The sequence below is a fragment of the Providencia sp. PROV209 genome (assembly GCF_028479485.1).
In the GTDB taxonomy this organism is placed as follows: Bacteria; Pseudomonadota; Gammaproteobacteria; order Enterobacterales; family Enterobacteriaceae; genus Providencia; species Providencia alcalifaciens.
On record NZ_JAMPNR010000001.1, the window covers coordinates 375240 to 393885 of the forward strand.

19 protein-coding genes are annotated in these 18646 nt (G+C 42.4%); 5 read left to right on the plus strand and 14 right to left on the minus strand.

Going from position 1 to position 18646, the window contains the following annotated elements; genetic code table 11:
- Window positions 1–5: 5 nt before the first annotated feature.
- Window positions 6–1613: a 5-oxoprolinase subunit PxpB gene (pxpB, locus tag PR795_RS01805; protein WP_181480050.1), complete on the plus strand. Its 1608-nt coding sequence runs from the start codon at window positions 6–8 to the stop codon at window positions 1611–1613.
- On the plus strand, window positions 1597–3339 hold the full coding sequence (locus PR795_RS01810) for an acetyl/propionyl/methylcrotonyl-CoA carboxylase subunit alpha (RefSeq protein ID WP_036975880.1): 1743 nt from the start codon (window positions 1597–1599) through the stop codon (window positions 3337–3339). The genes pxpB and PR795_RS01810 overlap by 17 nt, the downstream gene beginning before the upstream one ends.
- 34 nt (window positions 3340–3373) lie before the next feature.
- Here the strand turns inward: PR795_RS01810 and PR795_RS01815 are convergent, their stop codons facing one another.
- On the minus strand, window positions 3374–3643 hold the full coding sequence (locus PR795_RS01815) for a hypothetical protein (RefSeq protein ID WP_006660382.1): 270 nt from the start codon (window positions 3641–3643) through the stop codon (window positions 3374–3376).
- 406 nt (window positions 3644–4049) lie between these two features.
- On the opposite strand from PR795_RS01815, the gene PR795_RS01820 reads away from it, so the two are divergent.
- Window positions 4050–4592: a DUF924 family protein gene (locus PR795_RS01820; RefSeq protein ID WP_006661393.1), complete on the plus strand. Its 543-nt coding sequence runs from the start codon at window positions 4050–4052 to the stop codon at window positions 4590–4592.
- 77 nt (window positions 4593–4669) lie between these two features.
- On the opposite strand, the gene PR795_RS01825 is transcribed toward PR795_RS01820, so the two are convergent.
- The 5 genes from PR795_RS01825 to PR795_RS01845 form a co-directional block, all read right to left on the minus strand.
- Window positions 4670–5269 (minus strand): TorD/DmsD family molecular chaperone, encoded by a 600-nt coding sequence (locus PR795_RS01825; protein ID WP_181480049.1) that lies wholly within the window; start codon window positions 5267–5269, stop codon window positions 4670–4672.
- 88 nt (window positions 5270–5357) lie between these two features.
- A complete protein-coding gene (locus PR795_RS01830; protein WP_006661395.1) occupies window positions 5358–6134 on the minus strand; it encodes a dimethyl sulfoxide reductase anchor subunit family protein in 777 nt (258 codons plus the stop codon).
- A 1-nt stretch (window position 6135) separates the two neighbouring features.
- Window positions 6136–6753: a DMSO/selenate family reductase complex B subunit gene (locus tag PR795_RS01835; RefSeq protein ID WP_006660386.1), complete on the minus strand. Its 618-nt coding sequence runs from the start codon at window positions 6751–6753 to the stop codon at window positions 6136–6138.
- Between the two features lie 11 nt (window positions 6754–6764).
- Window positions 6765–9194 (minus strand): DMSO/selenate family reductase complex A subunit, encoded by a 2430-nt coding sequence (locus tag PR795_RS01840; protein WP_006660387.1) that lies wholly within the window; start codon window positions 9192–9194, stop codon window positions 6765–6767.
- A gap of 308 nt (window positions 9195–9502) precedes the next feature.
- Complete coding sequence (locus PR795_RS01845; protein ID WP_006660388.1) at window positions 9503–10753, minus strand: mechanosensitive ion channel family protein; 1251 nt, start codon at window positions 10751–10753, stop codon at window positions 9503–9505.
- Between the two features lie 180 nt (window positions 10754–10933).
- Between PR795_RS01845 and PR795_RS01850 the strand changes: the two genes are divergently transcribed.
- The gene (locus PR795_RS01850) at window positions 10934–11455 is read left to right on the plus strand and encodes an anti-virulence regulator CigR family protein (protein WP_006660389.1); all 522 of its coding nucleotides are present in this window, start codon (window positions 10934–10936) and stop codon (window positions 11453–11455) included.
- Between the two features lie 323 nt (window positions 11456–11778).
- Here the strand turns inward: PR795_RS01850 and PR795_RS01855 are convergent, their stop codons facing one another.
- The 3 genes from PR795_RS01855 to PR795_RS01865 all read right to left on the minus strand — a co-directional run bounded on the left by PR795_RS01855 (window position 11779) and on the right by PR795_RS01865 (window position 14512).
- Window positions 11779–12354: a cysteine hydrolase family protein gene (locus PR795_RS01855; protein ID WP_036978926.1), complete on the minus strand. Its 576-nt coding sequence runs from the start codon at window positions 12352–12354 to the stop codon at window positions 11779–11781.
- Window positions 12355–12480: 126 nt separating this feature from the next.
- The gene (locus tag PR795_RS01860; RefSeq protein WP_036961216.1) at window positions 12481–13848 is read right to left on the minus strand and encodes a sensor histidine kinase; all 1368 of its coding nucleotides are present in this window, start codon (window positions 13846–13848) and stop codon (window positions 12481–12483) included.
- Entirely contained in the window at window positions 13838–14512 is a 675-nt protein-coding gene (locus tag PR795_RS01865) for a response regulator (RefSeq protein WP_006660392.1), read from the minus strand. The genes PR795_RS01860 and PR795_RS01865 overlap by 11 nt, the downstream gene beginning before the upstream one ends.
- A 161-nt stretch (window positions 14513–14673) precedes the next feature.
- Here PR795_RS01865 and PR795_RS01870 point away from each other — a divergent pair, with 161 nt between their 5' ends.
- Window positions 14674–14913 (plus strand): hypothetical protein, encoded by a 240-nt coding sequence (locus PR795_RS01870; protein WP_006660393.1) that lies wholly within the window; start codon window positions 14674–14676, stop codon window positions 14911–14913.
- 197 nt (window positions 14914–15110) lie between these two features.
- Here PR795_RS01870 and PR795_RS01875 read toward each other — a convergent pair whose 3' ends face one another.
- The 5 genes from PR795_RS01875 to tssJ all read right to left on the minus strand — a co-directional run bounded on the left by PR795_RS01875 (window position 15111) and on the right by tssJ (window position 18638).
- Entirely contained in the window at window positions 15111–15371 is a 261-nt protein-coding gene (locus PR795_RS01875) for a DinI-like family protein (RefSeq protein ID WP_006660394.1), read from the minus strand.
- Window positions 15372–15508: 137 nt separating this feature from the next.
- On the minus strand, window positions 15509–16186 hold the full coding sequence (locus tag PR795_RS01880; RefSeq protein WP_006660395.1) for a DUF1345 domain-containing protein: 678 nt from the start codon (window positions 16184–16186) through the stop codon (window positions 15509–15511).
- Between the two features lie 112 nt (window positions 16187–16298).
- Window positions 16299–17645 carry a VasL domain-containing protein gene (locus tag PR795_RS01885; protein ID WP_181480047.1) on the minus strand — a complete coding sequence of 449 codons (1347 nt, stop codon included), beginning with the start codon at window positions 17643–17645 and terminating at the stop codon, window positions 16299–16301.
- A gap of 23 nt (window positions 17646–17668) precedes the next feature.
- Window positions 17669–18097, minus strand: coding sequence for a type VI secretion system baseplate subunit TssE (gene tssE / locus PR795_RS01890; protein ID WP_272516592.1), 429 nt, complete (start codon window positions 18095–18097; stop codon window positions 17669–17671).
- Between the two features lies 1 nt (window position 18098).
- On the minus strand, window positions 18099–18638 hold the full coding sequence (gene tssJ, locus PR795_RS01895; RefSeq protein WP_181480046.1) for a type VI secretion system lipoprotein TssJ: 540 nt from the start codon (window positions 18636–18638) through the stop codon (window positions 18099–18101).
- Window positions 18639–18646: the final 8 nt, after the last annotated feature.

Sequence of the window (18646 nt, forward strand, 5' to 3'; positions counted from 1 at the left end):
TGCTTATGCGTTTTCTACCTGTTAATTTAAGCGCCTTTATGGTTGAGCTGCAAAGCCTTGAACAGACCATGGCACTGACCGATTCATTAACTCGTCAGCCAATTAAAGGCATTGAGGAAATTACCCCTGCAGCACGTACGGTATTAGTGCGCTATAACCCCGCGCGCGAAAATATCACTGCCATAGTTCAGCAAATCTCTCAGCGTAATATTGATTGTATAGCGTCTCAAGCAGGGAAATTGGTCACTATTCCTGTGCATTATACGGGAGAGGATTTACCCGAAGTTGCTGAGTACTTGGGGATCACCATTGAGGAAGTGATCCGTCGCCATACGGAAAGCGAATATCTCGTTGCATTCAGTGGTTTTGCTCCAGGTTTTGGTTATATGGTTTCGACGCAAACACAACTGCATGTGCCGCGTCGTCAATCTCCTCGTGTGCGTATTCCCGCGGGATCGGTAGCATTGGCGGGGGAATTCAGCAGTGTTTATCCGCAGGCAAGCCCAGGGGGCTGGCAGCTGATTGGTAGAACAGATTTGGCTGTGTGGGATATCAATCGTTCTGAGCCTGCCCTTTTACAAGCGGGTTATCGAGTGAATTTTATCGATCAAAGTAAGCATGCAGTGAGTTATAGCTTACCTGAGCAGCCTCAAATCAAACCGAGAGAAAATACGCAGACTTATGATCTCACGGTGCTTGCCACAGGGTTACAGACATTGTTTCAAGATCGTGGGCGCATTGGGCAATCAGCGTTAGGTATTTCGGAATCAGGTGCGATGGATAAGTCGGCGTTATACAGTGCCAATCGACTTGTTGGAAACGATACGCAATCGACAGTGCTTGAGGTCACCCAAGGCGGATTAAAAGTGCGAGCGAATAGCGATGTGCTTGTCGGCATCACGGGCGCAGAATGTCCAATCACGGTGACAACCGAAGAAGGACACGTTTATGTCTCAGCAACGTATTGTCCTATTCACCTTGCCAAAGGGGATGTAATTCAATTAGGCGCTCCTACTAAAGGTGTCCGGAGTTATTTTTCAGTGCGCGGCGGTTTCGCTGTTACACCAGTTTTAGAAAGCTGCTCATTTGATACGTTAGCGCAAGTCGGGCCGGCGCCCATCATGGTTGGGCAATCTCTCTCGATTCATCAAAAAAATAATCATCGCGCGATATCTCTTACGGAAACACCCGCGTTTGAATATCCCACTGCAGATGATGAGGTTGTACTCGACGTTATCATGGGACCAAGAACCGACTGGTTTACGGAGCAGGCAGCGGCATTATTGCGTCAACAAGTTTGGCAGGTGACTGCAGCATCGAATCGCATTGGATTACGCCTTATGGGGGAAACGCCATTAAGCCGTCAACAATTGCAAGAGTTACCTAGCGAAGGCACTTGCATTGGCGCTATCCAAGTTCCCGCCAATGGACAGCCAGTTTTATTTTTAAATGACCATCCACTCACTGGGGGGTATCCGGTGATTGGCTCAGTGTGTGACTATCATTTGGATTTAGCTGGGCAAATTCCAGTGAACGGCAAAATCCGCTTTAATCCATTACGTGAATTTTATCAACTTGAAGGGAGTCATGAAGCTTATGAATACCAACAATAAAAAAAACCAACATAAGGTATTGATTGCCAATCGTGGCGAGATAGCGGTGCGTATTATTCGCGCGTGCCGTGATTACGGGTTTACATCTGTCGCGGTGTATGCCGATAGCGACATTGATGCATTGCATGTCAGCATGGCCGATGAAGCCTATGGGCTGGGGGGAAATTCACCCGCTCAGAGCTACTTAAATATTGAAAAACTGATTGAGGTTGCGAAAGAATCAGGGGCTACAATGGTGCACCCGGGGTATGGTTTTCTGTCTGAGCGGGCTGAGTTTGCCCGCGCAGTGCAGAACGCGGGTCTCATTTGGATTGGTCCAAGCCCTGAAAGTATCGATATTTTGGGGGATAAGGTCCAAGCTCGCCATATTGCTTTACAGGTTGGCGCACCGTTAGTTGTTGGGACTCCGGACCCCGTTGAGACCGCCCAAGAAGTGGTGCAATTTGCGGATCAGCATGGATTACCGATTGCCATTAAAGCCGCCTTTGGCGGCGGTGGGCGTGGGTTAAAAGTCGCATGGCACATGCATGAAGTTGAAGAGTTATACCACTCAGCGGTGCGCGAAGCGACGGCTGCATTTGGGCGTGGTGAATGTTTTATTGAGCAATTTTTGCACAATCCTCGTCATATTGAAGCGCAAGTTATTGCAGACACTCACGGCAATGTAGTGGTGGTGGGAACTCGAGATTGCTCGTTACAGCGTCGGAACCAAAAGCTGGTGGAGGAGTCTCCTGCACCGTTTTTATCCCGCGATATCGAACAACAAATTATCCGCGCTTCAACAGACATTTGTCAAAAAGCTGGGTATGTGGGCGCAGGGACTGTGGAATTCTTATTAAGCCAAGAAGGGACGCTGTCATTTTTAGAGGTCAACACGCGTTTACAAGTTGAGCATCCGGTTACGGAAGAGACCGCTGGCATTGATTTGGTGGTTGAACAATTACGTATTGCCGAAGGTTTGCCGTTGAGTATCCAAGAAACACCGAAACCGCGAGGGCATGCTTTTGAGTTTCGTATCAACGCAGAAGATGCAGGTAACGGTTTCTTACCGACCCCAGGTACTCTGTTACGATTTGATGCGCCATCAGGACCGGGTATCCGTGTTGACAGTGGTGTTGCCGCAGGTAAAACCATTCCCGGTACTTTTGACTCTTTAATGGCTAAATTAATCGTCGTTGGGCAAACCCGTGAACAGGCTATTTCACGTGCCCGCCGTGCATTAGCAGAATTTAAGATAGAAGGCGTTGCCTCGGTGTTGCCTTTCCATCGTGCGGTTATGGAACAAGCTGATTTTTGCGAACAATTTAACGTGCATACGCGTTGGATTGAAACAGAGTTTAGCGTAGCTATCCCACCGGCGAAACGCCAGCTACCTCAATCTGAGCAGGAATTAACTCGAACATTTATAGAGATTGATGGAAAACGGTGTGAATTGGGGTTACCCGCACAACTGTTTGCAGGAATGGCAGTGAATCAAAACGCTACCCATCAAACATTACACGCTATTGAAAGCAACCCAAACCATGTGAATGCACCTATTTCGGGGGTATTGTTCAATTGGTTAGTTCCTCAAGGAAATAAGGTGACAGAAGGTGATGTGATTGGTGTGATGGAAGCCATGAAGATGGAAGTTCAAGTGGTCGCTCATCGTTCAGGACAGCTAAAATATGCAGCTAATCAAGGGGATTTTATCAACGCAGAGAGTAAAATTGCGGAGATTAATTAGTCAGTAACGGTAGGTGGCAAAAGCCACCTTAACCTCAGCGTGGCTTACGTTCCGGTAAGCCTCGCAGTGGTGGATTTGGTGCGGGGATCACGCTTTTTTCTTCTTTCGCAATTTCATCGCTATCGCGGTAGACCTCACCACACAAGAAAAACAAATTAGGGCGCTTAGCCTCTAAATAAGATTTTCGGCTCATGCATTGTTCTTGGGTAAAAATGGTTTCGGTCACAGGTAATGCATCACATGAATCAGAGCCACAAGGACTGACCCACAAAGCCCAACCAATAAGTACCATATGTCCTGCCATTTATCTTGCCTTCCCACACAATGAAGTACACCCAAGATGCAAAATCAACACGTTCTACATGAAAGAACGTTCGTTTTGTCTACAAAATATAAGTCAAATTCTAACATTGGATTAGATAAATGTATGTATTCATACGATAGATAAATTTAAATTCACATTAAACAACAAACAATGATTATGAAGGGAAGTTTAAAGCCATCAAAAAAAGAATATTCATCTTAGCCGTGGGAAAATGAGAAAAAAGCGCGGGATGTGAGGGTTATTTTTGGGCTAGCTCGCAAATAACAAAATTTTTATCTGCAAATTTGTGTTTTCAGATCTCCATCCTGTCAATTTTTACGATTTTTATCTACGATGAACCAGACAACGTAATAATAATCGCAAGAATAATATAAATAGGTAACTTATGAATGCCATGGAAGAAGTGCTTTCATTTTGGTTCGAAGAATCGACCCCAAAACAGTGGTTTGAGAAAAATGAGAAATTCGATTTAACTATCGCAAAGCGGTTTACTGTGCTCAGTGAACAGGCGGCGAAAGGGGAACTGGCTTATTGGCGCGTGTCTATTCGTGGGCGCTTAGCGGAAATTATTATTCTTGACCAATTTTCGCGTAATTTATGGCGTGATACCCCAAGGGCATTTGCCCAAGACCCGATGGCGCTTGCATTAGCTCAAGAGGCGATTAAGCAGCCAGATTATCACCTGCTGACGTTAACCCAGCGAAAATTTATTCTTATGCCGTTTATGCATTCAGAATCGAGCTTTATCCACCTACAAGCCGTCGAGTTATTCCGCATGCTGGGTGATGATAATACCTTGGATTATGAAATGCGGCATAAGGCGATTATCGATAAATTTGGGCGTTATCCACATCGTAATGAGATACTTGGTCGTCCTTCAACAGCGGAAGAGATTGCTTTTTTACAACAGCCAAACTCATCATTCTAATTTTCTTTACTATCAATGAGTTTGCTATTAATTAAGCAAACTCATTTGATGACGACGACGCCCGAATACTGTGTGTATTAACGAAAGAGCTCTGCGGCTGCTGGGTGTAAGCCCAACTGTATCTGTAAGCGAGTTAAATACGCCTCGGCAATTCTTGCCAGTTGAGGGTAAAAGTCATGCTCGGTTTGGGTTTGTTGGACCAACGTTAAATAGCGCCCCGCCCAAGGTAATAAATGTTGCTCTAATAATTCCACTATCGCATCATCTTGCCCTTGTTCCGCAAGGGCTGAAATTGCCATTAACATCAGTCCAAATTGATCTTCCGGTTCCCGCAGCCCGGTATCGGTCACTAAACCATGAGCCATTAAAAATTGACGGTAGGCACGGGTGGAATCGCCCATAACGGTATTGTCATGAGACAGATAAACTGATCCCCAAGGTGGTGCTGGCATCGCGCCTTGACCTTCAAAAAGAATCGAAAAGTCGTAGGTGAGATAGGTGGCTGGAATGGCGCTTAATGCTTCACAAATCGCTGTGAGTTGTTCCGGCTCATCCCACGAATCAAGAGCAGGGATCCCTCTTAATACAGGCTGTAAAGTCTGGAACGTAGGTGTTTCAGGGGAGTAGTAAAACATGGCCCCTAAAATACGAAAAAGAGTGGTATCGATAGTGTGCATGGTGTACCTGTAAACAATGCTCTATTGAAAATAAAGAGCCTGAATTCAGGCTCTTAAGTTATTAATGATAATTTGGGGTTATAGTACCTTACATGGTGATTTGCCACAGGTTATAAAAGGCAATACGACCAGAAAGTTCTGCAAGTAAGACGGCAGCAGCACAGGTCAGTAATGGCACTTTCGGTGAACGCTGTTTAATCGCAAATCCAACAAATGCGGCTAATGCAATGGCCAGTACAATGACTTGGAAGCCCCAAAAACCCGTTTGTTCAGCACTTAACGCTGGAGCCGTTTCCCCTAGAAATGCTTGGTAGCTTGCACGGCTGGCAAAGATAGCAAAGGTTCCCACTAAGAAAGAGGTCAGCCCTAAGCCTCGAGCTCCAATCGCCATTGCCAATGCGCCACCACCAACAAACAGAGTGGTCCACATTTGCAGTGTAGTAAATTGGGTATCCCAATTGGCAATGGTTGCAATGTTATACACCTGCGGAATTGACCACACGAAGGCTAAACCAGAAATTACTGCCGCAATGTTTGATAGCTCACGCAGTGCCGCTTGTTTGACAAAGTGAGTGAAAAACAGTGTTGCAGCCGCACAACCAACAAAGACACCACTTAAGAAAGCTTCATTGCTCATTGGCGAACGACCGACGCCTAACAACATATTGAAGAAACGTAGTGGTTGACCAACGTGCAATGCACCAATACCCAAACCAATCATAACAATGATAAATCCAATAATATTGGCAGTTTTCAGTTGGTTATCATCGATTGAACCCATTTTTTTCGCAATATACGCTAACAGAAATAAACCTGCTGCGGATTGCCCTAAAACGGTAAAGAAAACCAGTGGTAACTCATGCATATTAGACCTCCGCAGGGTTTTTCAATTCGCCACTTTTATCACCAGATGGCTTCGCATCTTTGTGTGGCTTGATGACGATATTCGGGTTAGTCAGGCTTGGATCTGGCATAGGTGCAATACCACATTCGCTACCATGTAACTCGCGTAAAACTGTAATGTCATCGAAGTCTAAAGCACGCTGCGGGCAAGACTCTACACAAACAGGTTTCATTCCTTTGGCGACACGCTCATAACAGCCGTCGCATTTGCTCATCAATTTTTTCTTTTCGTCAAACTGTGGTGCACCGTATGGGCAGCGCAGTTCACAATATCGACAACCTACACAGATAGATTGGTCAACAACCACTAAACCATCTTCAGCACGTTTGTGCATAGCACCTGTTGGGCAGCCCTCTACACAGGTTGGATTGGAGCAGTGATTACAAGATATAGACAAATAGTAGCTATAGACGTTTTGTTGCCAAATACCATCTTGTTTCTGCCAGCTACCTCCCCCAAATTCGTACACTCGACGGAATTTAGGACCTAAATCTAAATCTTTTTCATCCTTACAGCTGACCTGACAAGTTTTACAGCCAGTGCATTTTGTGGAGTCAAAATAAAAGCCATACTGTTTCATCAATTAACTCCTTAAGCGCGTTTGACTTCAACAAGGTTAGTATGTTGTGGTGTGCCTTTCGCCAGTGGAGAAGGAACATGGGAGGTTAGGGTGTTGATACAACCACCAACATCTAAACCTTCGGTATTCAATGTGCGCCATGCACCTTGAGGAACCGCAATCACACCGGGTAAGACGCGCTCAGTCACTTTGACTTTAATCTGAATACGCCCACGATCATTGAAAATTTCAGCTAAATCGCCGTTTTTCAAGCCGCGTTCTTGTGCATCAATTGGGTTGAGCCAGAATTGATGTGGAATGGCTTCGCGTAGCATAGCCACATTGTAATAGGTTGAGTGGACATGCCCTTTGTCATGGAAACCGGTCATTAATAATGAGTGTTTCTTCTGCGCAGCTTGAGCCTCAACGCCTTCTCTATTCACACAATATTCAGGAATCGCTGGAATACGCTGACCTTCTGGTAATTCCCAGTTTTTCACACGTTCAGCTAGTTTTTCGGAGTAAATTTCAATTTTTCCAGATGGTGTTTTCAGTGGGTTATTCACTGGGTCATCACGGAAGTTTTTCAGTGCAATGTTTTCGGCACTATTAAGGAATTTACGATCAATAATTCCCGCACCATCAGTTTCACTAAATTCTGGCAGATGAGGCATTTTTTCGCGAGTTTTGTTGTAGCAAAACTCAATCCATTCTTCGTAAGTACGTCCTTCAGTGAATTGGTCTTTAACGCCCATTTTCTCGGCGATTTCGACTAATACATCGTAGTTTGGACGGTTTTCCCACAGTGGTTCAATGGCATTTTGTAGGCGAACCAGATAGTGGTAAGCCCCACTCGCGTAGGAGTTATTGATTAAATCGTTAGTTTCGACAGTGGTCACATCAGGTAAGAGTAAATCAGCATATTTTGCCGATGGGGTATCATGGTTATCCCAAACAAGAATAAACTCACATTTAGATTCGTCGGACAGAATTTCATGGGTTTTATTCAGGTCACCATGTTGGTTACCAATGACGTTACTGGAATAACACCACATAAATTTGATGTCATTATTCAGTTTATCAACGCCTTTAATTCCGGCATTTTCCGCCGTTAACTCTTTTCCGCGAACAATCGCTTCAGACCACATGTAGGTTGGGATCAGGGCTTTTACTGGATTTGGTAAACCGAATCCAGCGACAGGGTAAGCATAACTGTTTCCCCATAAACCAGTGTTAGTACCGGAACGCCCAATATTACCAGACATAATTGGCAGCATCATGATTGAACGACACGCTTGCTCACCATTTTCAGTACGTTGTAAACCCCAACCTTGAGAAATCCACGCATGTTGAGCGTTACCAATTTCACGGGCTAACTGAATAATGCGAGAAACAGAGATACCCGTTAATTTACTTGCCCACTCAGGGGTTTTGGCAATGCCATCTGGACCATGACCTAAAATATAATCTTTGTACGAAGCATTACGTGGCGCCGAAGCAGGTAGGGTTGATTCATCCCAGCCCACACAATAATTTTTCAGGAACTCTTCGTCAGTTAAACCTTCTTGGATCATCACATAACCCAGTGCTGCCACTAATGCGGCATCAGTACCTGGATAAATAGGGATCCACTCAGCACCCAGTGTCGTGACGCTGTCGGTACGACGTGGGTCGATGATAATGACTTTCGCTTTACTCTTATCTAGTGCATTCAAGGTTTCATAAAACTGACCGCCACCGGACATACGGGTTTCAGCCAAGTTGTGGCCAAACATGACAACAAGATCAGAGTTTTGAATTTCAGATAAATAAGACTCTTCGACACTACCGTACACATAAGGGGTAATTTCCATTAATTGTGCGTAGGAGTAAGTGCCGTAGTCGCCTAAAAACCCGCCAGTTAAGCTGAGTAGGCGTTTGCAGGCAGCACGACCGTGTAAATTGGCGCCCGTTGAACCGGAACCATATTGATAGTAAATCGCATCGCTACCGTATTTATCGATGGTGTATTTCAGTTTTTCAGCAATGATGGTGGTCGCCTCATCCCAGCTGATTTTTTTGAATTTACCTTCGCCACGTTTACCTACACGCACCATTGGGTATTTTAAGCGGTCTGGATTATACGTTTTCCAGCGAACAGAACGACCCCGTAAACAAGGGCGAATTTGGTGCTCTCCCAGTGTTGAATCGTCATACATGGTTTCATTGGATATGCGGCTGATGACGCCATCTTTAACATGAACTTTAAGAGGACAACGGCTCCCACAGTTCACTAAGCAAGCGCTATAGCTGATTTTTTCACTGACTTCATCTGGCATGATGGCTGGTGTTTTTGCTTGAGCAGCAAAAGGCAGAGTGATTGAGCCTGCAATAGCGGCTGCACCCGCTACGGTTGCGGAGGTCTGAAGAAACTCCCTCCTGCTCAGTTCTGCGAATTGAGTATTTGTTTTATTTTTATGCATTGACATTGCCTATATGTAAATAACGTATTAGGTATGTTCAATATGTTAGGAAAAATCTCTACTTACTAACATGATATGCATCAACAATATCCTTGAAAAAATCAGGGTAAATATTTTTATTTATATAATTTATAAGGGATTTTTTTGATGATAAGGTCCATTTTGTTTTGTTTTTATTATCAATCGTTATATTCTAAAATATATAATGATAGAGTAGGATTGGCTAGAATTAGAGGGGTTTCCCCCTCTGGGTATGCTGACTAAGTTCACTAATCATTAAGTAGTATTTATAAGTTACCTATGATGAGTTATTTAATTGTTGAATGACTGAGGAATCGAACATCATTACCGGTAGGTGATTGATGTATGTGTAGATTGAACTGAGGAAGAATCGAAAAAATATGGTCAAAAATATCCGATTGAATACGCTCATATTCCAACCAAACCGTGGTATTTGTGAATGCGTAGATTTCAATAGGAATACCATTTGAGTCTGATTCAAGTTGACGAACCATGATGGTCATATTTTTGTGAATCTGTGGGTGCGCACGTAAATACGCCTCAACGTAAGCTCGGAATGTCCCGATATTCGTTAGACGGCGTTGGTTAAGTGGAGTCGCTTTATCTTCAGGTAATGCAGAGTTATAGACCTGAATTTCAGAGACTTTCTGATCGAGATAAGGCTCAAGCAAGTTTGCCTTTTCAAGGTTTTTTATCTCTTCAGGCTGTAAGAAATGAATGCTATTGGCATCGATACGCAGACTACGTTTAATTCTTCGTCCTCCAGATTCTGTCATCCCTTTCCAGTTTTTGAATGAATCTGAAATTAATGCATACGTTGGGATAGTTGTGACAGTATTATCCCAATTACGGACCTTAACGGTAGTGAGCCCAATATCAATGACTGCACCATCGGCCCCATATTTAGGCATTTCTAGCCAGTCACCAATGTTGACCATGTTGTTCGCAGAAAGCTGGATACCTGCAACTAACCCCATGATAGGATCTTTAAACACTAACATCATCACAGCGGTCATTGCCCCTAAACCACTGAGGATAATCAACGGAGATTTTCCGATCAGTAGTGCGATGATCATAATAGAAATTAAGACGGTAGCGATTAATTTGATACTTTGAAAAATGCCACGCAGAGGAAGATGCGCTGTTTTCGCCGCTCTTTGTAATATGCCTAATGTGATATCTAAGATGGAATAAATGGTTAACAAGCCAAAGAGTAAACACCATGCTTGAGAGGCCACATTTAACACCATCTGTGGCGTGGAACCAGAAGATAGCCACAAGGTGGATTGTATATTGACCACAATACCCTGAATAATAAAGGCAATGCGGTTAAATAAATTGTATTGCGTGAGTTGATGTTGCCAACCAGAACCCGCTTTTAGCCCCCGTTTTTCAATGCTAGGCAGCAGTATCTTGTGGAGGAACAAGTGCAAAATAAGGGCGACAATCAGTATCAACCCAAGGACCATTAAGAGAGAGGCGAGAGTGGCATAGTCTTGATTAAACTGGCGAGCCCAGTCGAGCAGTTGCTGCTGCATAAATTCTCCTTTATTGCGTTATCCATAAATGACGCCCCAGTATAAGCAAATAGGACTTAAGTTTGGCTGAAATTACTAACATTTACATAACATTACTGTGAATGAGTTATTTCTTATTGTTGGGCTAGAAGGGAAGACATATGGTTTGATGACTCTACATGGTTAGGAATTCACAATAAAATGTATCCTGATAAAAGCGCTAAAAAATCGTTTATTTTGCAGTTTTTCTTACTGCCAGCACTGATGTGTGTACCGTTATTGTCTCATGCTTCGAATCATCAAGGGGACGAAGGGAATGGTCATCACAGAGGCGGTTATTATTATGAACATGATGATCATCACCATAAGCATCATAAGAAGCATAAACACAAAGGTAAAAAATATCACTGTGATACGGCAAAATACGCCAGTCGTTACGATAACTCGCTGGTGAGTATTAATATCAATTTTGGCGATGTTCGTCCCGTTGCCATCAACTATGGGCTGGTGGGATATCAAGGGCTTCCGCCTGGAATTGAAAAACAAATTCGCAGAGGTAAGCCATTACCACCGGGAATTGCTAAAAAAGCATTACCAGCCTCATTTAGCGCTTGTTTACCAAAATATTCAGGCTATGAGTGGCGGATGAGTGGAAAGGATTTGCTGCTTGTTGCGATGAAAACCGCGATAGTGGCGGAAATTATTGAAAATGTTTTTGAATAAAAAAACGGCCTTAAAAAAGGCCGTTAGCAAAAAATTTGCAAATACTTGAATGAGGTAAATGAAAGGTTTGATTGACTATGGTTTAAAGCAAATTACATAAAACGTTTAGACAGTAATTCAACAACTTCTTGCAGGTTAACGAAAAATTCTTTGATGCTTTTCATGTTCGCTCCGAATATTAATGTGTGATCTTGATCACGTAGGAGCATTCTAGTTTTTTATTGATCAAAGTCAATAATCAACCAAAAGATATTTTAAATATTAAACTAATTTTTAATGCAGTGATTGTAAATTATTGTTTACATCCATGTTCATCAGTTTGACTATTTGGTTTGCATGAACGTTTTACTTGATGAAATCGTCGCTAAATTTGTTAAGGCTTGCATACTCTGTTCGTGTAATTCCAGCGTTGCTGCGGCACATAAATCTTCCAGTACATGGCAAAAATACCCTAAGTCATGGGCTTGTCTCACGCTACTTTGAATTGCCATCATGGAACTGACGCCGCCAAAATGAAGGTGGGTAATGCTATTGTCATACAGCCATTGGTGTAGTTTATTCCCAGCAAAAGCGGAAACACCTTTTTTAATCATGACGCGGTCATGCATGTGAACTTCTAATTCATCGACCCAGCTACATCCGTGTCCACTTAATTTCAAGGCACCGACTTGCTTTGCATGTTGAAATAACGGAGAGCCTAAAGGAATATCTTGATAATTATCGCTAAATCCGACCTTAATCCAAATTACAGGAATACGCTGGTTGCGCGCGTAGCTCGCGACTTGATTGGCTTTTTCTACTATTTTTCGTGAAGTAACTTGCGGGTAACTACTGTTGGATAATCCATTTTTGCCAACAATATCGTTAATAAGATCAATGATGATGAGTGCGTGTGACATTATCGCCCCTTTTTGCGGCTAAGTAATTTAACGTAATAAGGGGATTGTAATATTTATTCTGGGTAAGGGATGTTAACTAAATAACATTATTTTAAATAAGGATATTATTTAAGCCCATTTATTCAATTAAGGTAAATCAATAATAAATCCAATTCCTTTATTTTCTAATCCCTCGGTCACTTTTAATGTTGCACCAATTTTTGATGCTAAATTATAGGCAATAGATAATCCTAAGCCGCTGCCTGTTTCTAATGTTCCAGGAACGCGATAAAAACGAGAAAATAGATGTTCATGACTCTCTTTTGGAATGCCGCGACCATTATCTTGAATTGTAATTGTGGCACCAAAAGGCGTGATATCTTTCAGTGTTACTTTTATTTTCGCTTTTTCAGGCGAATATTTAATCGCATTTTCAAGTAAATTAGTAAACACATTACTGAGCGCTAATTTATCGGTGTCGACATAAAAAGATTCTGGGCTCGATAATTCAACATCAATATGTTTATTGAGTGCGTACGGGATATGGGATGAAATCAAATTACTGATCAACATCGGTAAATCAACTTGTTCTTTACGTATTGAAAAATCTTCCGCTTCTAAGCGAGCAAGGTCAATTAATTGATGAGATAAGGACGCTGCACGCGTGAGTGTTTCCCTCATATCATTAATAATTTCAGCTTTCTCTTTGGGGTTATCAATATTCATTAACAGGTGTAATTGTGCAGTCACTGCCGCTATGGGGGTGCGCAGTTCATGAGCCGCATCTGCCATAAAGCGCTTTTCCCGCAAATTCGCCGCATCGACTCGTGCCATTAATTGGTTTATAGCGGAAATAATAGGTCGTGTTTCTTTATGTACGTCTTTCATCTCTATCGCCGTTAAATTTCCAGGCTGACGTGAAGAAATAACTTTGGCGACTTGTTTGATTGGACGAATACTAAAATAGGCAGTAATTAAGATAGCGATTAGCATTATTCCCAGAATAAAGGCGAGGGGAATTGCGGTTTCTTCGGCGGGGTTTCCAATTAATTTTCGACGTTCAAGGTAGGATTCCGCAATGACAACTTCGAGGGAGTGGTCGTCATCCCATGCGGAAGTAAAATGCCAATCCTTATATTGATTTGTGAGTTGTTCTACGGATTTTAATGAAGGGTCAGATATTTTTTCACTATTTCGATATAACACATGTCCCTTGGGATCTCTGACGACCATGTAGGGCTTATAGCTGGTATCAATGCCGTTTTCCATCGCATCGGTATACATTTTTTGCAAAATAACGGCGAGTTTATCGAAATATTCAGGCGTGTCTGAAACCGTGCCTAATGTACGGGCGATACCTTGCGTGACAATTTGCTGTTGTTGGTTAAATTCATCATCATTGACTAAATCAGGCAGGTAAAAAAATTGCAACCAGCCGACTAACAGCAGCCATAAAAAGATGACTGCGCCAACCTGAATACCAAATGTGTAAACAAGAAAGGATTTAATCTTCACTAGATTGCGCTTCTTTTTTTAATAAATAACCAATACCGCGGATAGTAATAATTCGGTCTTTACCAATTTTGCGGCGTAAATTATGAATGTGGACTTCAAGGGAATTACTCTCCACATCGTCTAAACCAAATAAACGTTGCTCTAAATCTGTTTTTCGGACGACATTATCCGCATTTTTAATTAATTCATACAGGAGCAAATATTCTTTACCGGAAAGTAATAATAATTGACCATCTAAAGTGACTTGGTGGTTTAACGGATTTAGTTGCAGATTATCTAATTGCCAAATTTCAGATGAAAAGCCAGCCATACGACGGCTGATAGCTTTGACCCGAGAAATTAGCTCTGGCATTTCAAATGGTTTTGTTAAAAAGTCATCAGCACCTGAATCTAAACTCGTTACTAAGTTATCCATTTTGTTGCGAGCAGTAAGAATAATAATAGGTATTGATTCCCCTGATTGGCGCCATGCAATGAGCTCGTCTTGACCGTCTCCATCGGGTAAACCGAGGTCTAATAACATGACATCAAAATTACGAGACTGTAATTGTTGTTTAGCATCAGCTAATAATCTAACCCAGCAAGGATTAAAACCCGCTAGTTCTAGCCCTCGACATAACGCTTTTCCCAACTGAAGATCATCTTCTACCAATAAAACATTCATATTTACTCCCTCTGGTGCGGAGTATAAGCAGACTGCTTCCACCCAGCAACTCGGATATTTGTCGCCTTAAGTATCCCTTAAGGTTGGTTTAACCAAATTTTAAGGTATGAAAACGTAAAACGAATAATATAGCATCAACAACCATAACAAGAGCCTTTACCATGAAACAAGTTTATATTGAAGTGCCTCTATTTATCGTGATTATTTTTATCGCCATGGTGTTTATGGGGGAAAGTTTTAATAAGCCAAAAATGACATTTAACCATACAAAGTTAAATGAAGTTTCATTATGCACTGAGACTAAGACCTGTTTAGTGGAAGCGCGGGTGCTTGAAATAAGTAAAGCGAAGCGTAACCCTGTCACCAAGATTAAATCCTATCTTCGACAAAAACTCTATTAATGATTCTACCGGTGAGTAGATGGGGGATGGGGATATTTCAAGTACTTCGCACTATTCTAGAGTAGACAGAAAATAGTGTGAGTGGGGGGCTTGATCGTTTTTTACAATACAGAAAGTGATTCAGATTAAATCAAAAAATAACAAATTGAGAAATGGAAGAGCTATCACTGGACCTTCTTCCATTTCTTTCTGTTTAGCTAATCATCGGTATTTGTTTCCGGTAGCCAGCCGTCATCCATCCAAATTTCTTCTAAAATTTCTTCAATGCGTAATTTATCATCCGCAATTTTTGTGCCTGAAATATTAATGGCTTGCTGAGAGCTAAAGCCTACACGAGTGACCATATCAGGGTATTGTGACTGCAGCTTGCGTAGAATCTCAGATTCTAATGCCTGTAGCACTAAGCCACTTGGTTTTTGTGGTGAATTTTTATCAAATAACACTTCGATGCGTAACATAATAGCCTCTACTAAAGACTGTATTAATATACAGTATTTTTAGATCTATATGGAGACCTTGTCAATATCCTCCATGAATATTTTTTTATTCTGACTGTCGGCTAAATGTTTTTATTTCGAGGCAGTGAATCTGCCGCCTAAAAAAAGCTAGCAGAAATATTAATGCATAACCCTAAAATCGCCATATTAAAGATAAATGAAATGATCGATTGCAATAATACAGCGCGACGCATAGGTGTCGAGGCAACTTCTACATCTGCGGTTTGCGAAGCGACGGCAATCGTAAATGAAAAATACATAAAATCTGAATAGCTTGGCTGGGTAATCTTATCAGGAAAAATTAACCACGGTTTTTCATTTTCATTATTGCTGTAATACAAATGAGCATAGTGCATGGTAAAGCCTGTCGGTAATAACAACCATGAGGATATCAGTGTGGAAGCCGTTAAAATGTAAGAGTAGATTTTATCGGATTTCGGGATATCACTATGCCCTCCCAAGGCAAAAAACAGCGCTAATAAACTCACACAGCAACCCGACATCAAGAAAAATATCACCATACGAGCGCTTTCATCTTCAATTTTCGTGAGCTTACGAATGTCTTTAACATTATTGCTAATAATCCGCTGGAATAGGAACAGTAAATAGCACCATGCAAATGCGTTCCAACTGATAATTAAATTAATAATCAGATTTTGTGTATTAAATAGGGCAAAGAAGGTGATAAAAGCAACAATAAGCGAGACCAAAAAGCGCGGTCGAGAATGAAATGCATGACGTAGCAGATGGGTGATACGAGCAGCATAGCGAAGCATGGGATATTCCTTGAAAAATAATCATCACGTTAATTAAAAACGAGTATATCACCGAAAAAAAATGGAGCACGAATAAGGTGCTCCATAATTTAGTGAATAAAAATAATTAATTCTATTTTTGACTTTGCTTTATCAGCGCATAGCGATTAAGTAATTGCTTAAAATGGTTGTCAATGCGCTGATATTCGGATTCAGCCACCGTTCCTTTGGCTTGAAGTTGTTCGAGTCGACGTAATTCTTCTTCTAGTGGCACACTTTGGTGGAAATGCTGGCGGGCATTGAAAATAATGGTTTTTAATTCAGACCCCGTGATATAGCTGCGAGGTTTACCATCGAGACTGTCTAAGCGCGTACTGAGATTATTTAACTCTGCCATTCCTTCAGACCATTGTTGCAATTTATCGTTAGATAACGCGTTAATTTGCATATTTTGCTGCCATTTATCGTTAAATGCGCTGACTTCTTGCCGTTCACCATATTGCTTGGTGAGGTAACCTACCATGCTAAGCCCATATTGCTGAGACCAAATCGGGGAAACTGATTCCAATTCCACAAGGTAATTATCGATCATATTGAGTTTTTCGGGCGAAAAACTACTCGGTTGGGCGGAATTGGGTTGTAATTGTTGCTCAATAATCGAGGCAATATTGGGTGTAAATTCAGGTAATTGTGGCAGTGCTTGCGCTAAAACATGGTTATTGATTTGTGGATGAAGCACATATAAGGTGCCTGCGCAAAGTGCACCGGTGAGAACAATCCCCCAAGCTAATCCCACACAAAGCCCTTTACGATAAGACGGTTTGGATGAGGGAGGTGCACTGATCGTGGCATTGGCTTTTATGGATATTGGGGTTGCTGCGGTATGCGCCCGAAACGTCGATGGTGATGTTTTCGGAAGTTGTAGCGGAGTCGGTGGGATAAAACCGCTATCTGGCACATCTATGCTTTCTAATTGCCTTGCCTGAGAGGCGAGTAAATTTTGTAAGCGCTCTAGCTGTGTCAGGTGCTTGAGTTCTAATGTTTGCAACTGTTGACCAATTTGGCTCAGCGTGGTTTCAGTTTGGTAAAGTGCTGGAAGGTCAGCATAAACGGGCGCGTGAGCACGTAATCCCGTCATTAATTGTTGGCTCAATGTGGCGAGAATTTCGACGCGAGCGTGAGTCTGTTGTGGCCAAAGTCCTTGCCAGTGGCGGCTCAGTAAATGTTGGAGCAAAGACAAGCCTTCGTTTAATCCCATGATGCCATTTTGATGTTGGCGGATCAGAGTAAACCATGCGCAAGTTTGCAAATCTGCCCCATTTTGGTTGAATAAAGACAAACAAAGCCCATGGGCACGCGCCCAGTCTACATCAGGGCGGGCGGGGTGAAAGCGTTTGTTTAATTCTTCTTTGAGTATGGCAAAATCAGCGAGTGTTCTCGGGTCGCCACCAAGGCGTAATGTATTTAAATCTGGATTCATAGTCGTCTCACGCTATCGTCGGTTTAAATCGTATCGAATTGTTTTTTTAGATGATGTACGAGAATGCGCCCATCTGGCATAAACTCTGTGCCATAACGAATCAAACCTTGTTCGTGCAACTCAACTTCAAGGGCGTAATGGAGTGCTCCAAAGCTGTTTTGCGGTAACAACACTAAAGAGAGTGATTTGATGCGGGGCTCATACTTGAGCAATGTTGCCGATAAAATGGTCATCATATTGTGAGCGGTGCCAGGAAGCCCTTGGATCATTTTACTCATATCAGGTAGTCCATAATCGGGAAGGTGTTCGATGCTACCTGCTCTGGCATTAAGAATACGGCGAATATTGTCCATCACTGACACCATCACTTGGTCATGTTCAGGGATAGCATCGATATCCAATCCTTCCGCAAAATACCCCGTCAACATTTCATATAACGAAGGTTGGGACATGCTATTTTTCTCCAAGTGGTTTTAAGGTCATGGAGTTATCTGCGAGAGTGAGCAAGCGAGGGTCATCCGGTAATAACCGTTTTTTGGGGATCACAACACGCCAGTCATCAGTGATAAGGTCGGGATGATGGAACATTACAGCGATAGCAACGAATTCTGCGCCTTCTTCAAGAGGCATATCAAGCGAAATAGATTCTCCTGGACGAATGCGTAAATCTTTCTGTGTCACGATGGAAGGCTTAAGCACTTGGCTATCTTTTGCAAATAAAGAAGCGTAATCGCTCTCATCAAAGCTTTCACTGTCCTTTAATTGGTAGACGCGAATGATGGTGGATAAGGATGCGCCTGTATCATCGGTGTTTAATGCTTCACGCGCGACAAAATCAAGGTGGACGACTTTCACCTGTTTATAAAATATCGCGTTTGCTGCACTGCGAGTGCCATCGCTGACCATTTGAGTGAGCCCGCATCCTGTGAGGTTTAATGTTGCTAGAAGCACCAATGTTTTGCCGCAAAATGGCAATAAAGGGATGTGTTTCATCGGAGAGT

Coding starts and splice junctions, on each gene's coding strand:
- PR795_RS01865 (WP_006660392.1), bottom strand. CDS start 14,512: ATGAATGTTTTATTGGTAGAAGATGATCTTCAGTTGGGAAAAGCGTTA.
- PR795_RS01840 (WP_006660387.1), bottom strand. CDS start 9,194: ATGCATAAAAATAAAACAAATACTCAATTCGCAGAACTGAGCAGGAGG.
- PR795_RS01880 (WP_006660395.1), bottom strand. CDS start 16,186: ATGCTTCGCTATGCTGCTCGTATCACCCATCTGCTACGTCATGCATTT.
- pxpB (WP_181480050.1), top strand. CDS start 6: ATGCGTTTTCTACCTGTTAATTTAAGCGCCTTTATGGTTGAGCTGCAA.
- tssJ (WP_181480046.1), bottom strand. CDS start 18,638: ATGAAACACATCCCTTTATTGCCATTTTGCGGCAAAACATTGGTGCTT.
- PR795_RS01820 (WP_006661393.1), top strand. CDS start 4,050: ATGAATGCCATGGAAGAAGTGCTTTCATTTTGGTTCGAAGAATCGACC.
- PR795_RS01835 (WP_006660386.1), bottom strand. CDS start 6,753: ATGAAACAGTATGGCTTTTATTTTGACTCCACAAAATGCACTGGCTGT.
- PR795_RS01850 (WP_006660389.1), top strand. CDS start 10,934: ATGTATCCTGATAAAAGCGCTAAAAAATCGTTTATTTTGCAGTTTTTC.
- PR795_RS01825 (WP_181480049.1), bottom strand. CDS start 5,269: ATGCACACTATCGATACCACTCTTTTTCGTATTTTAGGGGCCATGTTT.
- PR795_RS01855 (WP_036978926.1), bottom strand. CDS start 12,354: ATGTCACACGCACTCATCATCATTGATCTTATTAACGATATTGTTGGC.
- PR795_RS01810 (WP_036975880.1), top strand. CDS start 1,597: ATGAATACCAACAATAAAAAAAACCAACATAAGGTATTGATTGCCAAT.
- PR795_RS01845 (WP_006660388.1), bottom strand. CDS start 10,753: ATGCAGCAGCAACTGCTCGACTGGGCTCGCCAGTTTAATCAAGACTAT.
- PR795_RS01830 (WP_006661395.1), bottom strand. CDS start 6,134: ATGCATGAGTTACCACTGGTTTTCTTTACCGTTTTAGGGCAATCCGCA.
- PR795_RS01875 (WP_006660394.1), bottom strand. CDS start 15,371: ATGTTACGCATCGAAGTGTTATTTGATAAAAATTCACCACAAAAACCA.
- PR795_RS01815 (WP_006660382.1), bottom strand. CDS start 3,643: ATGGCAGGACATATGGTACTTATTGGTTGGGCTTTGTGGGTCAGTCCT.
- tssE (WP_272516592.1), bottom strand. CDS start 18,097: ATGTCCCAACCTTCGTTATATGAAATGTTGACGGGGTATTTTGCGGAA.
- PR795_RS01885 (WP_181480047.1), bottom strand. CDS start 17,645: ATGAATCCAGATTTAAATACATTACGCCTTGGTGGCGACCCGAGAACA.
- PR795_RS01870 (WP_006660393.1), top strand. CDS start 14,674: ATGAAACAAGTTTATATTGAAGTGCCTCTATTTATCGTGATTATTTTT.